Source organism: Kothea flammea (genome assembly GCF_052161645.1).
Classification (GTDB): domain Bacteria; phylum Planctomycetota; class Planctomycetia; order Pirellulales; family Pirellulaceae; genus Laterigemmans.
This window is the reverse complement of the sequence record NZ_CP197414.1, coordinates 4,796,186-4,815,849: the sequence shown is the minus strand read 5'-3', so window position 1 is coordinate 4,815,849 and position 19,664 is coordinate 4,796,186. Positions and strand designations below refer to the sequence as shown.

Below are 19,664 nucleotides of genomic sequence, written 5' to 3'. Positions count from 1 at the left end.
AGTAATTTTGGCAAAATCCAAACGGCCCGCAAGCAAACGGCCCGCAAGCATAAGGCCCGCAAGCAAACGGCCCGCAAGCATAAGGCCCGCCCTGCTGCCTAGGTGGCCGCGACCTCTTGCAAGGCGCCGTCGAGCAATTCCAGTTGACGATCCATGGCTCCCGCTAAACTGAGGCTGTGCGTAACAACGATCAGCATCGTATTTTGCTCGGCCAGCAGTTCCAGCAGCAATGCTGTAATGTGTTCGGCTGTCCCTCGATCGAGATTCCCGGTCGGCTCGTCGGCCAATAGCAGCATTGGTTGATTGATCAGTGCCCGAGCGACGGCGACACGTTCTTTTTGGCCACCGGAGAGTTCCGCCGGGATGTGGCTGAGCCGATCCGCAAGTCCCACGCGATCGAGCAATGTATGGGCACGGGTCGTGATCGCCTGGTCGGGCCGCCCTTGCGCGAGTGCTGGGACGAGCACGTTTTCCAGCACCGTCAATTGCGGCAGCAGATGATGCTCTTGGAAAATAAAGCCAATCTGCTCATTGCGAAAACGGGCCAGCCCAGCTTCGCTGAGTTGGAAAGGGTCGGTGCCGGAGAGCTCATAAGTCCCCGTGGTGGGGCGATCGAGCGTTCCCAGTACGTTTAAAAGCGTGCTCTTGCCGCTGCCACTGGGGCCGATGATGGCCAGGCTTTGGCCACGTTCGAGCGATAAATCCAGGCCCCTTAAAACTTCCAGCGGGACCGTGGGGGTGGGATAGGACTTGCTAAGTGATTGGACCAGCAGGTCGGGCATTTCGCTGCTTTGCGGGGCTTACGAGGGAGGTTGCTGGAGTAAGGCCAAGGCGGCCAGTCCGTAAAAAGTGTACTCGACATCTTGTGCCGGATCGAAGGCAAAGCCGGCGAAGCCACCCTGCTCGCGTTCCATCGAGCGAACAAATCTTTCGGCAGCTGGGCGGTCGATGTCATCGCCCGCCGCCAAATCGGTCAAGGTGATGATCGCGGTGCAAGTGCTGAGCAAGTCGGCCATCGGAATCCGCGTGTTCGCCGCGTAGCCCCCTTCGTCGGCTTGCTGGTCCAATAAAAACTCGGTCGTGCGGGCGGCAATTTCCGGAGTCAGCGCGGAGAGCGTTTTCAGCGCGCCGATCGCTGCGGCGGTCGGATTGACGCCGGCTCGCTTGGCGACGCGAATCTCCAAGAAACCTCCATTTTCGTGCTCCCGATCGAGCAAAAATTGAATCGCGGCGGCTGGCTCCGGTTGCTCGACTCCAATTAATTCGTAACACAAGGTGGTCAAAAAAGTTTGATAGGTGCTGCTGACGCGACCTTCGGGACTCTTGGCGTATCCGCCGTCGTCGCGACGATACGATTCTAACAACTCGCTCAGTCGCTGTGGCCAATCGGCCGGAGCTTCAGCCAGCACTTCGACCCCAGCCCCGACTTCCAGCATGGCGGCGGCGAAAACCAGCGAGATCAAATCGACCACCCCCTCATGCCCCAACAGGCGAGTGGCCAAGAAGTCGGCGGCTCGCTGAGCGGAAGTGGCGTCGAGTTCTCCGAGCATGATCAAGGCACGCAGGGCAAATCCGGTGTAATAGGGATCGCTGGGGCCTTCGCGACCGGCAAAGCCCCCGTCGGGCTGTTGCTGAGCCAGCAAGTAGGCCGCATGCCGTGCCCGCGTTTCCGCAGGCAAATGCTGAGCGCCCAGCGTGAGGCGAAGTGTCAGGTCAGCGAGGTAACTCAAGGTGATCCCATCGTGTTAACGGAGCGAATTAGCTTCCCGCGGACAATGCCCCGCAGCGAAATCACCTAAGCGATCAATCTGCCCCAGTTGTGCGAGCTATACTGGCTTGCCGAGTTAGCTGGCTGACCGAGTGAAAGTGGGCAATTATGGCGATTCCCGTTTGACCGACTCCAGCAAGCCTCGTACATCGGCCGGAATCGGAGTCGACTCCAGCGTCTGATCGGGCAGCATGCGGCAACAAACGGCCGTCAACGTGCCCGCCGCAATTGGTTGTTCGTGGCGGCGAATGTCAAACCCGTAGCGTACGCTCTTCGTCCCCAGATGGTCAACAAAGGGAATGATAGTGAGCAGGTCTTCAAAGCGGGCGGCACTAATGTAATCACAGTGTGCGGCGACGCGTGGCCAAGTTAGGTGCCCACCCTCGGACAAGGGTTGCATCACGGACAGCCCCAAGTGCCTCAGCAAGGCATGTTCGGCGGCCTCCATGATTGGAAAGAAAGCCGAAAAATGGACGATGCCGGCGAGGTCCGTATCACGAAACTCCACCAGCCGCCGGAGCACAAAGCGACTCGAGTCAGCGGACGAAGCCGATTCAGAGGGCATAGGAGATTTTGTGGGAACGACGGCGAAGGGGCAGCTATCAAATGCGAGCCAAACTTAGGTTTGTAGCTAGCCAAAAAACAGGAAGCCAGCCAACATATGCAGGCCAGCTCCGAATGAAAGGCGGCCAAATTGCCCAAGCAACAGCCGGTCCTGTTCGGGCGGAAGTCCCACCAGCGGCCGGCCTCTCCGGTTTGGAGAGACCTGCGACACCGTGGGGGGAACCCCAGCGGCCGTTACAAAGGAAACCGAACCGCTCAAAAGCGGCCGAGTTACTCGCCCACGTAGGGAAGCAATGCCATGAAACGAGCCCTTTTGATCGCAGCCGTCACGGCGTGCTGGCTGACCGCGGTGCAACCGCTTTTCCGGCGACCGACGATTCGCCCGTGTCGATTGACCAACTTCTTCAGTAACTCAGTGTCTTTATAATCGATGTACATCGGCCGAGGACGATGGCCATCGACGAAGATCGGATCTTTCTTTTTCGTCCGTGAGCGAACCCGCGATCGTTTGCGGGCACGGCTCCGGTTGCTCATCGGGCGCGGTGCCATGGCAAAAGGTTCCAGCGTGTTAATGAAAACTAAATGTCGAGTCGCGAATTATGCCTATTTTGTCCAGTGGTCGCAAGGGACAGGCGGCTGGAATTTCCCAGCAACTTATGATTTTGCCGCCGCAGCTTGGAAATGGTCGAGCAAGCGGCCGGGTGAGCCCATTGCGTGATAGCCCCCGTCGACGTGGAGAATTTCCCCAGAAACCCCGTTGCTGGCGGGGTGCAGCAAGAAGGCCCCGGTGTTGCCGACCTCTTCGTGCGTGACGTTCCGGCCGAGTGGTGCCATGTGTTGATAAAGCTGCAACATTTCTTCCACACCAGCAGCCCGACCCGCCAGAGTCCGCATGGGACCAGCCGAAAGGGCGTTGACGCGAACCCCTTGGGCGCCCATGTCGAACGCCAAATAGCGGACGGTCGCCTCCAAAGCGGCTTTGCAGATTCCCATCACGTTGTAGCCCGGGACACATTTTTCCCCGCCAAAATAAGTCATCGTGGCAATCGCACCATCGGGCGCCATGTGCTCGCGAACGGCTGCCGCGACGGCAATCAGGGTGTAGACGCTGACGTCCATCGCCAATTTGAACCCGTCGCGACTGGTGTAGACCGTCTCGCGGCCCAGATCGGCACGATCGGCGAACGCAATCGAGTGCAGTACGAAATCGAGTTTGCCAAACTCGGCGACGGCGTGCGCGACGACTTGGCGGATCTGGTCGTCGTCCTGCGCATCAAGCGGAATCAAAAATTTGGCGTTTTCGTGTTTGTCGGTCAACAAACTGACGCGTCGGCGGTTCCTTCGACGCTCGTCATCGGGACGATCAGGCAAGTGCGTAAAACCGCACTGGCCACCGGCGTCCATGATCGTTTTGGCGATTGCCCAGGCGATGGAGTGGTCGTTTGCGACCCCCAGAATTAGCCCTTTTTTGCCCGTGAAATCCATTACATGCTCGCTTAGTTACAGACGTTGCTCCGCCGACACGGCAGATTGATGCGATTTTCGTTGCCGCTGAATGTAATGAATCGCCGCCTTCTCGACGACACGGGCAACGGCAAAATCGCCCCCGCAGATCACCGCCCCGGCGAGCGGAAGGTTACAATTTAGTGAAGTCTGTTGGCTAACTTTTCACGAACTCGGGGAGCGAACTCAAGCACGCCACCTGGATTACTTGGGCACCCCCTAATATCTTAATGCCATGCACACACCCCCGAAGGTGTCTTTTTCGCGCGGAATCGCATGTCCAATCATTCTTATCAATCAGATCCCCATTACCGCGTGGACGGGCCCCATGTGGAGCTGCTGGCTGGGCGAGTTGCCGCAGCCATGCTGGACCATTTGGCGAGCGAAAAAACTCTGCTGGCCGGTGCTGCTGCCGAAACGCGGGCTGAGTTGACGCTGCTTTCCGGTCTCCGCTACCTGCTCGATTCGCGGGTCGCGATTGCGGCTGGAGTGGTGCGGCAAGCGGGACGCGAGTGGGCAAAGATCGCTTGGCTGGGCCCCGATATCGAACCCAGCCAACTGGAAACCTTGGTGGCTGACGCCATCGACCGCGGGCAGCCGGTCCGCTCTTCGACCGCCGTGGCGATTCCGCTGCGGCTCGACAAACAAGCTCAGCAGCCCCCCCAAGTGCTGGTCTTGATCCGTGCCGGCGACTCCGACAGCTCCGTTTCTGCGGCAGCCGGCATTGACCATGACGCCGCGTTGCAACAACTGGCCGATTTGCTGACCGCCGCGTTGACAATCAGCGAACGCGAGCAATTAGCGGCTCAGCGAACCAAACGTCTGCAAGCCATGCTGCGGATTGCCGCCCAGTGGACCAACCAAGCAGACTGCGAAGCATTGCTGGAGCGGATTGCCGCGGCGGCGGCCGATTTATTGGGAGCGGAGCGGGCCAGCATTTTTCTCTGGGATCGCCCCCGTCGCTTGCTGGTAGGCCGCCCCGCACTGGGAGTCGCTGATAATCGACTGGAAGTCTCAGATACCGCCGGGATTGTCGGGGCCGTCCTGCAGTCGGGAAAACCGCGGAGGTGGCACGTGGGAGATGATGGCGAAGGAGAAATCAACCGCGCCGTCGACAAACAACTGAAATTCGAAACTCGCTCCCTATTGGCTGTCCCCCTCTGGGAAACCAGTAGCGATGACAAACCGACAAAGGGAAACCCGATCGGTGTCTTCGAATTAATCAACCGCAATCAGGGGGCCTTCAACGGCGAAGACGAAATCGCATTGGCCGAGTTGGCGACCCAGGCGGCCGCCGCGATCCGCAGCACGCAAACCAAGCAGACTCTCACCGAGAACCGCGACCGCTTGCTCGATAGCGTGGCTGAGTCGGCGCGGGTGGTCGGCGAGCATCCTAAAATAGCCGTGGTCCGGGAGACCGTGCGGCGAGTCGCCGACACCGACTTGTCGGTGCTGATTCTCGGTGAAAATGGAACCGGCAAAGAGGTGTTGGCTCGCAGCGTCCATTTTCAAAGCAGCCGCAAGCATCAACCTTTCGTGGCGGTCAATTGTGCGGCATTGGTGGAAACGCTGCTGGAGAGTGAGCTCTTTGGCCATGAAAAAGGCGCCTTCACCGATGCCCATCAAACGCGACCGGGGAAATTCGAACAAGCCAACCAGGGCACGCTGTTCCTTGATGAAATTGGCGACCTCAGCCTGGGCGGGCAAGCCAAGTTATTGCGAGTGCTGGAAGAACGACTTGTGGTGCGCGTCGGTGGTTCCACCCCGCTGCCCGTCGATGTGCGGGTGATCGCGGCAACCAATCAACCACTTGCCGAGATGGTGCGCGAGAAGCGTTTTCGCGAGGACCTTTTTTTTCGTCTCAATATCGTAACCATCGAAATTCCGCCGCTGCGGCAACGGGGCGACGACATCGTCTTGCTGACTGAACATTTCTTGCGATTCTTTGCCGATCAAGTCGGACGCAAGCCGCCGCGGCTCGCCGAAGCGGCCAAGGCGGCCATGTTGCGGCACGGCTGGCCAGGCAACATTCGCGAACTGCGGAACCTCGTGGAGCGAGTCTGTTACCTTTGCCCCCAAGAAGTGATCACGGCCAGCGATCTGGCGTTGGGGGTCGGCGGGTTGGCCCGGGCTGACAATTTGGCTGCCTCCGGTTCTGGTGAGGCGCCGCAGTTGGCTGGCCAATCCCTGGCCGATGCGACGCGGAGTTTTCAGGCGCAACACATCGAAAACGCGATCGCCGAATGCCGTGGAAACATGACGGATGCCGCCGATAAACTAGGCCTCCACCGTTCCAACCTGTACCGCAAAATGCGGCAATTGGGCGTCGACAGCCGCCTTGAAGACGAGTGATCACCCCCCCGCCGGATGCTTAATCGGCACATTCCGAAAGATGCGAACCGGAGCGCTTGCGCACACCTAAGAATTTCTGAAAAATGCCCAGTAGTCACCACCTGCGTGCCATTCTTCTGGTGAATACAACTCAGCCGCAACTGCGGCATTTTAAAATTTCTTGGGCAACACTTGTCGCTAGGCTTGATCATGATTGGACAACTTGTTCATCGTTTTCTCCCCCCCAACACCACCGCCACTCCAGTTGTTACTGACGCGGCCCAAATTGTCTTCGCAGAAGTTGAGCAGTTGCGGGCCACGTTGCGGGCCATCAGCAGTGCGGTTGCTACCATCGAACTCTCCCCCAGTGGCGTTGTTCTCGATGCAAATCCGTTGTTCCTGGCAAAGTTCGGCTATGCGTTGGACGAATTAGTGGGCCAGCGCTACACCATGTTGCTGGAACCGCAAGAAGCCAACAGCAGCGAAGAGACGCGACGTTGGCGGGAGGTGACCAGTGGCCAACCGCAAGTCGCGATCTGCAAGCGGATTGGCAGCGGGCAACGTGAGTTCTGGATGCAAACCACTTCGGTGCCGATCACCGATGATGCTGGTAAAGTCGTCCGCGTTTTGCAGCAAATGGTCGATGTCACCGAGCAACATCTGGAACATCATTCCATGGCGGCACAATTGGAAGCGATCAATCGCGCCGAAGCGGTGATCGAGTTCAACTTGGACAGCACGATCGTGAGAGCAAACGAAAATTTTTGCCTCACCACCGGCTACACCCTGGAAGAGATCGTCGGCAGACCCCATCGGATGTTTGTCCCCGATGACATGCGCGACAGCCAAGAATTCGCAGCATTGTGGGAGGGCTTGCGACGCGGCGAACACCAAACGGGGCAATTCCGCCGAGTCACCAAGTCGGGGCAAGAAATTTGGATCGAAGGAGCTTATAACCCGATTCTGGACGAAGCGGGGAGACCGATTAAGGTTCTCAAGCACTGTCACGAAATTACCCAACAAATCAAACTTCGACAACGATCGATCGAAGTTGGCAACGTGGTTGCTTCGAGTGCTTCGCAATTCGTCGAGACGTTGGCCGAGATTTCCAACAACGTCAACCAAACCGCCGAAATCGCCTCCCGGACTGCGCGGACTGCGGAGATCACGACCGCTGCGGTGGCCGATTTGGAAGCCAGCAGCCGAGTGATTGAAAAAGTGGTGGAAGTGATTCAAGACTTGGCCGACCAGACCAGCCTGTTGGCGCTCAACGCCACGATCGAATCGGCTCGCGCCGGCGAAGCGGGCAAGAGTTTTGCCGTTGTGGCCAGCGAGGTCAAGGAACTGGCTAGGCAAACCGCGGGCGCCACCACGAACATTGAAAAGTCTGTTGGCGAGATCAAATCAAGCATCAACGGCGTGGTCAACTCGGCCGGCGATATCACTTGCAGCGTCGGCGAAGTCAGTTCGATGATGTCCACGATTGCCGCCGCGATTGAAGAACAGTCGGCCACCATGAGTGTGCTCAGCCAAACGGCCAGCGAACTCCGCCGCTAAACAGCTAGACCAGGGAAATCACGGTACAGGTGCTGGTCGCCGTGGCGATTCGTTTGCCTCGCGCGCCGAACACGGTGCAGTCCACAAAGCCCACTCGCAACCCCCGCTCGATAACTTGGGCGCGGGCTTCGAGTCGTCCCTCGGTTACCGGGCGAATGAAGTTGACCTTCATCTCGATCGTGGAAAAGCCTTGGCCTTCCGAGAGGGTGCGGCCAAAAGCAATCCCCATTGCCGCATCAGCGAGCGCCGCGATCAAGCCTCCGTGGACCCGCCCCATCGGATTATGATGCTGTTGGTCGCAATCGATCACGACCACCGCTTGGCCCACTTGCTGAACCGCTGAACCGCCAGCATCGCTGTGCGGTTCCGCTTCCGGTGGTAAAACTCTAAATCCAACTAGCTTGGATATCGGCGCGTCGGCAAATGGATCAGTAATTGAAGTTCACTCCCACGTGGACGCCATGCATCCAATAGTCACCGAATGAAAAGTTGCGTGTCGGAGCGGTCGGCGGATTGTTGGTGATATCCACGGTCGTGTTGATCGCCCCGTCAACTTGCAAGACATCGCTCACCATGAGGTAATTGTAACCAAAGGTAAAGTCCGTATGACGATTCAGCTGGTATCCCAACCCGAGGCTGATTTCGGGGATCACAGCAAACGTGCTATCGTTGCCGGAGCCAGCGTTGGCCGCATTAATCAGATAGCCTTCGCCGGTGGGGGTAACTCCGCCACCCTGCACCGCGTCGGTACCAGAGAAGCGCAGATCGGCCTGCCGGTTGATGGCACCGATGCCGACCTTGAAGAGCCCGTTAAATGACCATCGCCGCTCACGATAATGCATTGCCAAGCCAACGTTGCCGCCGTGAAATTCATTGCTAACATCGAAGGTATCGACGATTGAGGTCGTGGTTTGCGGAGGAGGCACCAACGATACCGCTTGACTCCGCATGGTCAACGACTCGTTGAGCCGGAAGAACTGATAGCCGTACATAAAGTCAATCCGGCCACCCAATCCGCTGACCATCCGTTGACGCAAGGAAAGATCGGCTCCGAAGGCTTCCGACTGAAAATTGATATTGAGAAATTCGTTGGCACCGATTGGCGTGTCGTCAATGATCTGGAACAGCCCCGCGGTCCCCGTTTCATCCGTGAAGGGGATCGCCACGTTCGCTTGAGTGGCGCGGGTGGCGCCAAAGCCGAAGCTCTCCTCACCGGCTCCCCACATTCTGCCAACCAGGCTCTGATTCTTCCTCGGATCCAACCACATCCCGACGGTGAAGCGAGCGCCCGATTCGCCATCCTCACCCAAGCGACCTCCGCCGCCAAACAGCGACGCGCCGCCACCATCGACGGCCAACGCCGGCAGATCTTGCCCGCGACGAAACCACATAATCCATTCCGCACTGCCGAACCAGCGTTGCGACTGAAAGAAATGCGGTGCTAATAATCCGATCCGGCAATTGCCTCCGCAAACTCCCGGGCTGTCGCAACCACCGCAAGCGGAATTGCCCATGAAAAAATTACCCAGCAGACCGCTGAAGTTTCCGGAACCACAACCTGCTGAACCACAACCTGCTGAGTCACAACCACCAGCCCAGCTGTCGCAGCCGCCACCGCCACCGGGCAAACCAGACATCGAGCCATAGGAGTGAGTTCCCATGTGATAATGCTCGCTGTCGCTCGGATGCAGCATCGGCATTGGTTGGGGTGGCAACAACCGTGGCTGGCCCCCCTGAACCGCTTGCGGCGAAGCGTCGGCAGTTGGCGCCGCGGCGGCGGTCGGCCCGCTGTCGGTCGCGTCATCTTGCTGCGGATAAGCAACAGTCACTACCGCCGGAACCAAATTTTCAACCCGCGCATCGCGGGTGTAATCTGCTGACACGTGATCATTAGCTTCGGCGGCGGGAGCGGCAGACCCGTGGTCCAAGACCTGGACGCCATTTGGCTGGCCCCCCGCCGGGTTTTGCCGTTTGCCTTTGATTGGAATCAGCTTGGGAGGCTGGTAAACACGCCGCTGGCCCTGTAGCGAACCTTGTCCCGCTGCTGCAGCCGCAGCTGTTGACTCTGGGGATTGCCCCAACGCCACTTGGCCGCAGAGCAGAGTCGTGGCAAGCAGGCACTTGATCAACCGGCCGGGGGCGAAAAAACGAGCCCGCGGAAGACGCGAACCGCCGCTGTTGCGACTGCCCCCGGAATGGACCTGTAGCCCGACGTTTCGCAGTTCAATAACACACCTGCGGTTGGCCCACGCTCGAGGCTGTGGACCCATCTGTGGATCGCGATTCATGTTTCACCCGGTCTTGGTTGGCCCAAATTTGGGGCCCTGGAATCTGGGAGGGCCAATTGACTAACAGCCGCATTAACCAACAGCCGCGCGAAGTTGCACACGCGGCACGACCGACGGAACATCAGCCGCTAAGGGTTGCATCGGTTATGCCAGTCGTTCCGGTTGAGTAAACCTGGTAAATTTTAACACCTAGGTCGCATCTGCGGGCAATTTCCGCACTTCTCCCGGCCTGACAGGCTGGCCCGAGCGAGCGCTCTGGATAGCCGCAAAGCAGAGTGCCAAACTTTTGAGGTTATCCTCGGCGGCGATTTGGCAGGGACGCCCCTCGGCGATGCTGGAGATCAGCTCGCACATCGTGCCGCGAAAGCCGTCGGGAAACCAGCGACCGGACAGTTGCGGCTGATAACTGCCCTGATCGGTGGTCAAGGTGACGTGCTGGTCCTGGTTGCCGCTGCCGCTGCTGACCACGACGCCTGCGGTTCCGGCGACGTAAGTTCGCTCTTCGGGAGCGTGCTTGACCATCGCGTCAAAGGTCATCGAGGCCTGGGCGTTGTCAAACTCGACCAGCACTTGGCCGAGCAAATTTGGCATAATTTCCTGATGTGGCGTGCGACCCGAGGAAGCGTACACTCGCAACGCCTCGGAATGCGGCAACAAGCAACGCACCATGTCAAACCAGTGAATTGCATAGTCGTAGAGGATCAATTCGCGGATATGCTCGAAGGCTGTGCCCTTGACCCAAGTGTGGTCCCAGTCACAACTCATCCGCACCGCAAAGGTCTGCCCGAGTAATCCGGCCGCCGTGGCCGCTCGCAGATAACTGAAATGCGGAGCCCAGCGGCCATTTTGGTTGACAGCCAAAATGACCCCCTGTCGGTCGGCTAATTCGACCAACTCTTGGCCCACGTCCAGATCGAGCACAAACGGTTTTTGGCTAAGCACGTGCCGCCCGGCCAGCAGGCATTCGCGAGTAATTTCCGTGCGGACCGCTGGATGGGTGGCGATATCAATGAGTGGCGCGTCGAGGGCCAGCAAACATTGCCGGAAATCAGTGAATACTCTCGCAGCCGGATAATAATTTGCCCGCATCTGCTCGGCCGCGTCAGCATTCACGTCCACCAAACCGGTAACCTCTAAACCGGCATCCCGATAAGCCTGCAAGTGATGCCGCGCGATCCCACCGCAACCAATCAGAATAATCTCTGGTGACGGTTGCGCAATTGTGTCAGGCTCGTAATGAATATGCACCCCCGGATGTGCCAAGGCAGGATTGCTGCTCGCTTGTTGACGGTCATCGGACTCTGCGTGGCAACTAGTTGGTTCTGACATGTGCTGCTGGTCGGAAAAAGTCGAGGGGAAAATGGGTGCGGCTGATCATGGGAAAATGACACACACCCAAAGTTTTACAAGCCCCAGAAATAAATCACAAAACCCCTTTCCTTTATGCCACTACCGCCATCCGCCCCAGCTGGCGGTGACTGATTTACCCGCCCTTGGTTTACGTGGACTAGCAACGGGGGGCGAGTTACGGTAAAAGTAAATGTCGTCAATTTGATCAACTTAATCAAATTGATTGCATCCGCAGCAAGGAAGTCGCCTTGGCACACTAGTTGCGTTACGTGAAATTCGCCAATGAGGGGCATCCAGATAGGCAGTGGTGGCGGTTGCTTCCTGTGAACGGGCATTTATCACAGGGGGAGTTGAGTCACCCTTCCTGAAGGATGCGGGGTTGGCGAGTTCACATGTCTGCCATGTTGATTTGCCTGGCGGGCTCGAGTTAAGTAGTTTCGTGGCAACGAGTTGTCGCGAGCACAAAGTCATTGCGAAATTGCGAAATTATTCAATCTGAGTATTTTCACTCACTTTTGCATTGAAAAAAGAGTAGTGTTTCTATTAGTCACTTAGGGTGAGTTTGGGGCGAACCGCTTGTATTGGTTGTTCAGCGATCACCCGACATTACGACTGAACTCGATTAGGTACGCTGGTCGGAAGTTCACTGGGAGAGAAAATAAAATATGTCGATTCGTGTCTTTGTGGTCGATGACCACGAGGTGGTGCGCCTGGGGCTGACGTCAATCTTCCAAGGAACGCAGGTGGAAATCTGCGGTCAATCAGCGAGTGCGGCAACGGTTGCCGAGCAGGTCGCTGAGTTAAAGCCGGACGTCTTGCTGTTGGACATTCGGATGGAAGGTGGCGACGGGCTGAATACCCTAGGCCGGATCAAGCTTGACCACCCTGAATTACCGGTGTTGATCTACTCAGCCTATGACAACCCGACTTATGTAGCCCGAGCGGTAGCTTTGGGTGCTGGCGGCTACGTCCTCAAGGACGCGCCGAGCGAAAAACTGATCGCCGCCTTGGAGACCGTCGGTACCGGCGGTTCCGCGTGGACGCGGGAAGAGCTCCGAAGAGTCACTGGCGCTTTGGCCACACCACGGCTTTCGGCCGACATTGAAGTCCCGCTGACTCAGCGGGAGAGCGAAGTGTTGCGGCAGATGGCATTGGGATTGACCAACAAGGAGATTGCCAAAGCGTTGTCGATCAGTTATGAGACGGTCAAGGAGCACGTCCAGCACATCTTGCGGAAGATCGGTGTCACCGATCGGACTCAAGCGGCCGTCTGGGCCGTTCGCAAGAAGTTGGTCTAATTTAGGAACGTCATTCAGGGACGACTCGCGCAGTGGACAAGCAATCAAGCGATCTGCATTCCTATAATTTGGAATTCAGCAGCCAACAGTTTGCTTACCGCTCTCCCATGAAGTTTGGGGGACGAGTCGTTACTGATTGCACGCTGGCGAGCGTCAGTTGTCACGCATCGCTCGGCAGTGGTCAGACTGCCGTAGGTTTTGGTGCGATGACGATGGGGGTCGCCTGGGCTTGGCCAGCCAAGTCGCTCGACGCCGCGGAAACGCTGGAAATCGTCTTGGAACTGGCTCGCCGCCTCGTCGCCGACGCCAACCAACATCCCGTCACGGGGCATCCGCTCGACGTCTGTTGGGAATTGGCCAAGCGACGCGGGGGGATCGCTGAGCAATTGCGGGAAGAACAGCAATGTCCCGAGGCGATTCCGGAACTGGCGATCTTGCTGGCAGCCAGTCCGCTGGAAGCGGCCCTTTTCGACGCTCACGGTAAAGCGTTGGGCAAGAGCAGCTTTGCCCTGTTGGGCCCCGAGCATCTATCCGGAGACCTGAGTCGGTTTCTCGGCCCCTCATTCGCCGGTCGCCAGCTTCACGAATTCATCGCGACGGAACCAGCCGCTGAGATGCCGCTGTACCATCTCGTCGGCGCGCTCGATCCGCTCGACCAACTCGATGAACTCCAACCGCTCAAAGATGGTCTTCCCGAAACGCTGGAGCAGTGGATTGCTCGTGACGGACTGACCCATCTAAAGATCAAGCTCGATGGGGCTGATCCCGAGTGGGATTTCCAGCGTGTCGCCGCCATCAACCACTGTGCGGAGGCGGGCCCCCGTGGTCCGCATGCCGACTGGTCCTACTCGCTCGACTTTAACGAACGTTGCCAAAACGAGGCGTACGTGCTGCGGCTACTTGATCGCTTAGCGACCGACGCCACGGCAGCACACGAGCGAATTCGCTATATCGAACAGCCGACCCATCGCGACCTTAAATCTCATCCGCAAAATACGATGCATCGTGTTGCCGAGCGATTGCCGGTGGTGATCGACGAGTCGCTGGTCGATTATGAAAGCCTGTTGCTGGCTCGCGACCAGGGCTATAGCGGCGTGGCCATTAAAGCTTGCAAGGGGCACGCGGAAGCTTTGCTAATGGCCGCCGCCGCCCAATTCCACGAGATGTACTTGTGTGTCCAAGATTTAACCTGCATCGGCGCGTCATTCCTACACTCCGCCGCACTGACTGCGCATCTTCCCGGTGCCGCGGCGATCGAAGGCAATGGTCGCCAATACTGCCCGGCCGGCAACTTGGGCTGGGAGCAGAATTTCCCCGGCATGTTTGAGGTCAGCAACGGCAGACTTCCGACGCGTCTGCTGAACGGTCCGGGACTGGGTTATTAACGCGACTCGCGTTGCCTGATCTCAATGGGGTTACAGTTCCGCTCAGGCGATCGTCAGTTCCAACCGCACCACTTCGTGCCCAGCCAGCGGGATGATCGCCGCGCCGTTGTCGACTTTGAGCTGCAAGTCGTCATGCAAGCGGCGGCAAGCAACTATGTCTTGAAACAGCTGCAAGCGAGTCTTCACGGGCTGGCCGGTGGTTTCCACCAGCGTCATCCGCAACCGCTTGGCGTCGCTGGCCTCCCAATCGATTGCAATCACTTGCCGGGAATCGATATCGCAGAGCCAACCGCGAGCCGCTTCGGCGGTCAGGCGGTCCAGCGGCACGACCAAGGGCGGCAACATTTTTTGTCGGACGGCGCGCAGTGGGGCTTTCACATCAAAGCCGTACGCTAATTGAAAACGCTTGGTCTGTTCGCCGCGAGTGATCAACAGCGAGTCGAGTCGTTCGCTACCGATGCGGCGATGGGCTGGCAATCCATGACTGCAGACTTGCAGTTTGCGATCCCCCTCATCGATCACCACCCCCAGCGGCGCTTCCAAGCGGCGACCTTTGGTGCGATGGCGTTTGTCGCGGACCAGGGGGCGAATCGAAAGCGCAGCGGATGCCCAGGCGGCTCGTCCGGCGAAGTAGTTTTGCCAAGGCGAATCACTGAGTCCGGCTAGCGTCGCTTGATCGCCCTCGAGTTCGATTTCGATATCGAGCCAGCGCGAGCCGCGGTCGAGTCGATAAGTGATTTTGTAATCGGCAACTGGTTGTTTGCTAACCACCAACTGGCCGCTCGCCTCGATCGCTCCCCGGGCTAGATTTGACTCGACGGTTTTCAGGCGCTGGCACACCATCCTCGAGTAACCATCCTCGGGACCGGCTTGATTGTAATAAGCCAATTGCCAGGAGAACCGATTCCCTCGCTGCGCGCCGGCATGGACCGCAGCGACGGCACCGGTTTGCGGGTGGATCGCCACGTCCAGAAATTCATTCGTCAAGGATTGCCCCACCACCAACGATTTGGACTTGGAAAAGAATCCCATGAATCCTTTCTTGGTCGCGTCCGATCCGGAACTGCCGCTGGGGCCGGCGGTCAGCGAGGCAAATCCATTGCCGGGGACGTCCAGCGTCACGTCGCAGTTAGCGGCTTGTTTGTTGGCACCGTAGAGCCCGGGAGTTTTCTCCAGTGGAGGAGGCCCCACGAGTCTTAATTGAGCGCGGGCTGCACCGGAGAAGGGATTCAGCACGACGGCCGAAGTGGCGGTCAATTGATGGCTATCGCTGGGGCTCGCGTGCGGTGTGCGGCAAGCTTCAAAGCCGAGCGCCGTGGCCAGTTGACGGCTGGCGGCCGTGAGCTGGCAAGGCGTTTCGTGGTCGCGTGATGCCCGCTCGGCAATATTCGCCTGCTCGGAATGCATCGTCGGGCTGAGCAGATTCGCGAGCGCCAGGCAGGCTTGGGTGGCTTCGCGACGGATGGCCAGTTGTTGCTTTTCCGCAGTCCTGCTGAGCGGATTTTGCGCTCCGGCAGCTACTTGTTGTTCCAGCCATTGGCCATCGCCCTGTACCGCCGGCAGGGTGCAGGAATGATAAGGGCGTTCGCCACGGGTGAAAAAATCGTCCAGCTTCCAGAGGTGTCCCAGGGAGGGCGTAAAGCGAGTGGTACGGCGGATCAATTGCAGCCAATCACTATCGGTCCCCGGCCAACGGACCAGCATCACGGCGGCGACTTGGCCACTGTCTGCCGCTTCGCCCAGCCGCGGGCCAATTCCCAGAAACGAATGCGGCTGGTTGGTATCGAGTGGTTTGGCCGTCAGCGCTTCGATCTCAGCCCCACCTGATTGCCACAGCATTTTGGCTTCGCCCTGCGAACCAATGCCGGCGTAAAAATCATTCGTGATCGCGCCGACCATCGCGGCGTTGTTGAGCCAAGGAGGCAAATCGCCCGGAATGCCCCCGCCCAGTCGCCCGAATACGCGGGGAGCCGATCCCAGGGCGGTCGCCGTGCGTGCGACGGCCGAGTTCAACCAGTCGCCGATCTCAGCCGCCCCGAGCAGGTCCAGCCGGTCTTCATCATTGGGGCAACCACCCGCGATGCACAACGTGCCCTGTTCCAAACGTTGCTTGATCCGCTCGACAATCTGCGGCTGCTCCGCGGCGATTAACTCGGCCGTTTCCGCACTGAGCAGGAGATTCAGGGGGGCCTCGCCTGCCAACGTGTTCAATAAACCCTCGCCCACCGTTGAGGGCGCGACCAGCACCAGATCGATCAATTGTGGATCGCTGGAAAAATAATGGTCGCGTTCTTCGCCGAGCAGATCGAAAGCGGCCTGCAAACGCTCGCTGGCAACGGTTTGATCTTGGTCTTGCCAAGCCCTCGCGGCGGCGATCACGTGCTCGGAAAAGGTCACCAAATCAAGATTGCTGCTGTAGCGCAGCTTGCGAGTCATGATTTGAATTTGCAGCGTGGCGTAACCCAGAGCAAAGAAATCTTCGCTCTCAACCTGTTGGTTGGCGGCCGCTTCGTGAACAGAATCGTGAGCAGAATCGGAATGAACTGACCGATCGTCCCCGTTCCGCTCCAGATAGGCCAGAATTTGCTTGGTCGTCGCCTGACGGCTTGTTACGCTGATCTGTTCGCAATCGACTGCGTCCCCCACGCGTTGGACGAGATCGCTTGGCAAGCGGCTGGTGGAAGCATCAGGAATCAGCAACAGGCGTTGATCGAGTTCCACCGGTGGCGTGTCGGCGCGGTGCCAAGTGGGGACTTCGCCGACGGCAGCCAGGATGCTGGGATGCCAGGGAGCTGTCCAGGCTGCCAAAATTCCCTCGGCCGCTTCGTCACGCAAATGCGTAGGAAAGTCTTCCAAGGTGTGGCAGGGAAAGAGAACGCAGATTTCCTGAGGGATGGGCATCAGCGAAGACAATTGAGTTTTGAGGCAGGAAAATTGGGAGCAAACAGCGAGAATTCGACGATTTTGATCGATTTTGTCAACGACCGGAAGGGTTTACCTGAAGAGCCCCCGGCCGCCGGTGATTTCGGGCGTCCAGCTGGGGGCCGTCAGGTTTCGTTAATTTCCGCTCATTGCTTGATGAAAAATTTGACAGCATGTGGTCAGGGTCATTAGATTAACAAAGAAGTGCGGAACCCCGGAACTCGTCTATTGTTTCGCGCGGGAGACTTTCCCAATAGATTCTACTCTGACGCTTAGCTGGACAGCTCCTAAAATTTGGTGAGATGTCTTTAACGAATGGCACCCTGGACTGAACTGATTTGTAGGCAGTTTGGTCTGAATTGAGGAATTGCAATACTCATGGCAAACCCGACTGCAGTTTGGGGAATCGAAATTGGCCAATCGGCTCTCAAGGCGTTGCGTTGCCGCGTCGAGGGGGATGAGGTGGTTGCCGATGCTTTTGATTTTATCGAGTATCCGAAAATCCTCAGCCAGCCAGAAGCGGAACCGGAAGTTTTAATTCGCGAGGCGCTGGAGAAATTTCTTGAGCGTAACGAAACGCGTGGCGACCGGATTGCCGTTAGCGTGCCCGGTCAGACGGGGCTGGCGAAGTTTTTCAAGCCGCCACCGGTCGAGCAGAAGAAGATCGGCGACATCGTCAAATACGAAGCGCGGCAGCAAATTCCTTTTGATCTAGACGACGTCGTTTGGGATTTCCAAATGATGCCCGGCAGCACGGTGGAAGAAGGATACGTGCTGGAGACGGAGATTGGTTTGTTCGCGATGAAGCGCGAGCAGGCTTATCGTCAGTTGAAGCCATTCGATGATGTGGGCTTGGAAGTCGACGTCATCCAGTTGGCTCCATTGGCGCTGTACAACATGGTTGTCTACGACCGCCTGCAAGATCGCATCGAAGGGGAAACCTTTGACGCCGACGATCCGCCGCCCTCGAGCGTGATTTTGGCGTTGGGTACCGACACTACCGATTTGATCGTGACAAACGGTTTTCGGATTTGGCAGCGGAGTATGCCGCTGGGCGGAAACCACTTTACGCGGCAACTGACCAAAGACCTCAAGTTGACCTTCTCCAAGGCGGAGCATCTCAAGCGGAACACGCGTGAGGCCGAGGATCCCAAGTTGGTGATCCAAACGATGCGTCCGGTGTTCAACGATTTGGTCACCGAAATCCAGCGTTCGATTGGCTTTTTCCAGAGCATCAACAAGAAAGCCAAAATCGAACAGTTGTTACTGGCCGGAAACACGGTCAAGCTGCCGGGGATGTCGGGCTACTTGGGGAAAAACCTCGGTTACGACGTGCACACCTTGGAAAGTTTCGAGCGACTGGGAGGGAGCGAAGTCGTTGGCGCCCCGGCGTTCAAAGACAATGTCTACACTTACGGGGTCTGTTACGGGCTCTGCTTACAAGGCCTGGGTCGTGGTCCCTTGACCACCAGCTTGGTGCCTCAGGAGATTCTTACCGAGAGATTGATCCGTGCCAAAAAGCCTTGGGCTCTGGCCGGTGTGGCCGCGTTGTTGATTGGTTTGACCGGTTACTACGGCATGGTGCAGAGCAGTTGGCGAGTGGTTCAAGAGGATTACAAAGTTGCCGAAGTGTCTTGGAAGGCGGCCGCCGACATTGCGCAACAAGCGAAATCTTACAGTGATGGTAAGAAGAGCGCCGACACCAAGAAATTGGCTGACCTAGCCTTCTTGAAAAAGGTTGGCGAGGAGGTTTCCGGCAATGTTGATCGGCGTTTGCTGTGGCTCGAACTGACCCGTGCCATTCATGAAACGTTGCCTCGCACAGCGTTGATCGATGGCGAAGTTCCCTCGGTCAAGGATGTGCCGCTGGACGAGCGTGATGACATTTACCTGACTTCGATCGACACCACTCGCGTGGAAGCTGCGGAAGAGGATTGGTTTACCGAACGCTTGTTGGCGACATACAAGCGGGAAATTCGTGACTGGTCGCGGAAGACGGGCAAACCGGTGCCGGAGGATCTTGAAGAACGGACCGGCCCGACCGGACCTGGCTGGGTGGTCACGCTGCGAGGCTACCACTATCACAACTCGCTCGAAAAGCATGTTGGCGATGAGGGTGGAGCTTACGTGCGCCGGACGCTGCTCGACAAATTGCTCGAAGGCGCAATTGAGCTACCCGATGGCAAAGGGGGAAGCACCACGTTTACGATGGCGGAACTGGGAGTCACTTATCCAGTGATGCTGTCCGACCCGACTCCCAAAGAGGTCAAGGTCCCGAACCCCGATTACGAAGCTCCCGATGGCGGCGGCATGGGTGGAATGGGCGGCATGGGCCCCGGCGGTATGGGCGGTGGGCCTGGTGGAATGGGCGGCATGGGCCCTGGAGGTATGGGCGGTGGGCTCGGCGGCATGGGTGATGGTGGTGAAGGTGGTTACCCTGGCAGCGGCGGCGGATATCCCGGCTCAGGCGGTGCGGGCAACGGAGATGATGACGAGGACGACATCACCAAGCAACCAACGCTCGAAGTGCGTAAGTTTTCGTTCACGATGCAGTTCTTCTGGTCTCCCAAACCCCTTTCTGCCAGACTGGAAGAAAAAGCGGCTGCGGAAAAGGCTGCTGCCGAAGCGAAGGCAGCCGAGGAAGCAGCCAACGTCGATGGTGATAGTGTTGCCATGGGCGGTTAACCAGCGGATGCCG

The 19,664-nt window shown here is 58.1% G+C and carries 14 protein-coding genes; 5 read left to right on the top strand and 9 right to left on the bottom strand.

Features of this window, described 5'->3' with window-relative positions; genetic code table 11:
* Positions 1-98: 98 nt before the first annotated feature.
* The 5 genes from SH139x_RS18015 to SH139x_RS17995 all read right to left on the bottom strand — a co-directional run bounded on the left by SH139x_RS18015 (position 99) and on the right by SH139x_RS17995 (position 3,817).
* Entirely contained in the window at positions 99-782 is a 684-nt protein-coding gene (locus SH139x_RS18015; protein WP_488351164.1) for an ABC transporter ATP-binding protein, read from the bottom strand.
* Positions 783-800: 18 nt separating this feature from the next.
* The gene (locus SH139x_RS18010; RefSeq protein WP_488351163.1) at positions 801-1,730 is read right to left on the bottom strand and encodes a prenyltransferase/squalene oxidase repeat-containing protein; all 930 of its coding nucleotides are present in this window, start codon (positions 1,728-1,730) and stop codon (positions 801-803) included.
* Positions 1,731-1,874: 144 nt separating this feature from the next.
* Positions 1,875-2,333, bottom strand: coding sequence for an acyl-CoA thioesterase (locus tag SH139x_RS18005; RefSeq protein ID WP_488351162.1), 459 nt, complete (start codon positions 2,331-2,333; stop codon positions 1,875-1,877).
* A 269-nt stretch (positions 2,334-2,602) separates the two neighbouring features.
* Positions 2,603-2,881 carry a 30S ribosomal protein S18 gene (gene rpsR / locus SH139x_RS18000; RefSeq protein WP_261345414.1) on the bottom strand — a complete coding sequence of 93 codons (279 nt, stop codon included), beginning with the start codon at positions 2,879-2,881 and terminating at the stop codon, positions 2,603-2,605.
* 105 nt (positions 2,882-2,986) lie between these two features.
* Positions 2,987-3,817, bottom strand: coding sequence for an enoyl-ACP reductase FabI (locus tag SH139x_RS17995; protein ID WP_488351161.1), 831 nt, complete (start codon positions 3,815-3,817; stop codon positions 2,987-2,989).
* A 294-nt stretch (positions 3,818-4,111) separates the two neighbouring features.
* Here SH139x_RS17995 and SH139x_RS17990 point away from each other — a divergent pair, with 294 nt between their 5' ends.
* Positions 4,112-6,187, top strand: a complete 2,076-nt coding sequence (locus SH139x_RS17990) for a sigma-54-dependent Fis family transcriptional regulator (RefSeq protein ID WP_488351160.1) — start codon at positions 4,112-4,114, stop codon at positions 6,185-6,187.
* A gap of 189 nt (positions 6,188-6,376) precedes the next feature.
* Positions 6,377-7,723 (top strand): methyl-accepting chemotaxis protein, encoded by a 1,347-nt coding sequence (locus tag SH139x_RS17985; RefSeq protein ID WP_488351159.1) that lies wholly within the window; start codon positions 6,377-6,379, stop codon positions 7,721-7,723.
* Positions 7,724-7,727: 4 nt separating this feature from the next.
* Here the strand turns inward: SH139x_RS17985 and SH139x_RS17980 are convergent, their stop codons facing one another.
* The 3 genes from SH139x_RS17980 to SH139x_RS17970 all read right to left on the bottom strand — a co-directional run bounded on the left by SH139x_RS17980 (position 7,728) and on the right by SH139x_RS17970 (position 11,340).
* Positions 7,728-8,039 (bottom strand): PaaI family thioesterase, encoded by a 312-nt coding sequence (locus tag SH139x_RS17980; protein WP_488351158.1) that lies wholly within the window; start codon positions 8,037-8,039, stop codon positions 7,728-7,730.
* Positions 8,040-8,151: 112 nt separating this feature from the next.
* Positions 8,152-10,011, bottom strand: coding sequence for a BBP7 family outer membrane beta-barrel protein (locus SH139x_RS17975; protein WP_488351157.1), 1,860 nt, complete (start codon positions 10,009-10,011; stop codon positions 8,152-8,154).
* 189 nt (positions 10,012-10,200) lie between these two features.
* Entirely contained in the window at positions 10,201-11,340 is a 1,140-nt protein-coding gene (locus tag SH139x_RS17970; protein WP_488351156.1) for a Gfo/Idh/MocA family protein, read from the bottom strand.
* Between the two features lie 686 nt (positions 11,341-12,026).
* Here SH139x_RS17970 and SH139x_RS17965 point away from each other — a divergent pair.
* Positions 12,027-12,659 (top strand): response regulator, encoded by a 633-nt coding sequence (locus tag SH139x_RS17965; protein WP_488351155.1) that lies wholly within the window; start codon positions 12,027-12,029, stop codon positions 12,657-12,659.
* Positions 12,660-12,691: 32 nt separating this feature from the next.
* Positions 12,692-14,044, top strand: coding sequence for an enolase C-terminal domain-like protein (locus SH139x_RS17960; protein ID WP_488351154.1), 1,353 nt, complete (start codon positions 12,692-12,694; stop codon positions 14,042-14,044).
* Positions 14,045-14,086: 42 nt separating this feature from the next.
* Here the strand turns inward: SH139x_RS17960 and SH139x_RS17955 are convergent, their stop codons facing one another.
* The gene (locus SH139x_RS17955) at positions 14,087-16,945 is read right to left on the bottom strand and encodes a hypothetical protein (protein WP_488351153.1); all 2,859 of its coding nucleotides are present in this window, start codon (positions 16,943-16,945) and stop codon (positions 14,087-14,089) included.
* A 399-nt stretch (positions 16,946-17,344) separates the two neighbouring features.
* Between SH139x_RS17955 and pilM the strand changes: the two genes are divergently transcribed.
* Entirely contained in the window at positions 17,345-19,651 is a 2,307-nt protein-coding gene (pilM, locus tag SH139x_RS17950; protein WP_488351152.1) for a type IV pilus assembly protein PilM, read from the top strand.
* The last annotated feature ends 13 nt before the right edge of the window (positions 19,652-19,664 follow it).

Coding starts and splice junctions, on each gene's coding strand:
- SH139x_RS18015 (WP_488351164.1), bottom strand. CDS start 782: ATGCCCGACCTGCTGGTCCAATCACTTAGCAAGTCCTATCCCACCCCC.
- SH139x_RS18005 (WP_488351162.1), bottom strand. CDS start 2,333: ATGCCCTCTGAATCGGCTTCGTCCGCTGACTCGAGTCGCTTTGTGCTC.
- rpsR (WP_261345414.1), bottom strand. CDS start 2,881: ATGGCACCGCGCCCGATGAGCAACCGGAGCCGTGCCCGCAAACGATCG.
- SH139x_RS17995 (WP_488351161.1), bottom strand. CDS start 3,817: ATGGATTTCACGGGCAAAAAAGGGCTAATTCTGGGGGTCGCAAACGAC.
- SH139x_RS17990 (WP_488351160.1), top strand. CDS start 4,112: ATGTCCAATCATTCTTATCAATCAGATCCCCATTACCGCGTGGACGGG.
- SH139x_RS17985 (WP_488351159.1), top strand. CDS start 6,377: ATGATTGGACAACTTGTTCATCGTTTTCTCCCCCCCAACACCACCGCC.
- SH139x_RS17975 (WP_488351157.1), bottom strand. CDS start 10,011: ATGAATCGCGATCCACAGATGGGTCCACAGCCTCGAGCGTGGGCCAAC.
- SH139x_RS17970 (WP_488351156.1), bottom strand. CDS start 11,340: ATGTCAGAACCAACTAGTTGCCACGCAGAGTCCGATGACCGTCAACAA.
- SH139x_RS17965 (WP_488351155.1), top strand. CDS start 12,027: ATGTCGATTCGTGTCTTTGTGGTCGATGACCACGAGGTGGTGCGCCTG.
- SH139x_RS17955 (WP_488351153.1), bottom strand. CDS start 16,945: ATGCCCATCCCTCAGGAAATCTGCGTTCTCTTTCCCTGCCACACCTTG.
- pilM (WP_488351152.1), top strand. CDS start 17,345: ATGGCAAACCCGACTGCAGTTTGGGGAATCGAAATTGGCCAATCGGCT.